Source organism: Paracoccus marinus (assembly GCF_007018965.1).
Classification (GTDB): domain Bacteria; phylum Pseudomonadota; class Alphaproteobacteria; order Rhodobacterales; family Rhodobacteraceae; genus Paracoccus; species Paracoccus marinus.
Genome location: NZ_VJYZ01000030.1, coordinates 1 through 745 on the forward strand (window position 1 = coordinate 1; position 745 = coordinate 745).

Here is a 745-nt window from a genome sequence, read left to right on the forward strand (position 1 = left end):
CCCTCCGCCCCATGCCCACCCGCGGAGAATGGACCGATCAGATCAGCAGCGGCAGGAGGAGAGCGCCGTGGCGCTTACTCAGCACCGCGCTGATGTTCTGGTGCTTGAACTCGACCGAACCCTCGGACCGGTCATTCAGAAGCGGCAGGAGCGTCCGGCGATGCTCGGTCTTGCTGTAACGGCGCCCGGCGGTGTCGTCGGCCAGCATCGCGAAGTAATCCGCGACGATCAGGTCGTTCTCTTCATTCGTCCAGGGCCCGTTCGACATTGCGCCAGGCTAGAGGGCAGAGGTTGGTCTGTCATCAGCTGCTTCCGATGCAGCGGGATATAGATTTGTGCTGGCCTGAGGCTTGCGCTTGCCTGGAGGTAGATCAAAATGCAAAAAGCCCGCCTTGTGCTGGGTCACAGCGATATCTTTGACATGGGTCTCGCGCACAGGAACTTGCTCCATGATGAGAGGCGCGGCGCTTTCGAACGCGATGCCTGGTTGTGATCGCACCAGCCCGAGCAGCGTTTCGGTTGCCCAACCCATGTTTGCTGCGCAACCGACACCGTCGCGTTGAGCCTCGAATTCAATGATCTGTCCCTCTGAGAACAGTGACGGTTGGCCGCTCTCGGTTATCTTGATGTTCTGCCTTGTACGAATGGCTTCCTTTTCGACGAGTGCCTGTGACCTGCCCCCCACGCGATCCCTCAGTCTGATGTAGAGTCTGCCCCACCTGAAGGAGCAGACGAATGAGGAAAA

The 745-nt window shown here is 59.2% G+C and carries 1 protein-coding gene and 1 pseudogene; both read right to left on the minus strand.

Annotated features, from left to right (window positions below):
• Positions 1 to 79 precede the first annotated feature (79 nt).
• A pseudogene (locus FNF32_RS12065) lies at positions 80 to 268 on the minus strand (protein NO VEIN domain-containing protein); the annotation flags it as partial.
• A gap of 9 nt (positions 269 to 277) precedes the next feature.
• The coding region (locus FNF32_RS12070; RefSeq protein ID WP_221930723.1) for a hypothetical protein at positions 278 to 745 on the minus strand (468 nt) is incomplete at its 5' end.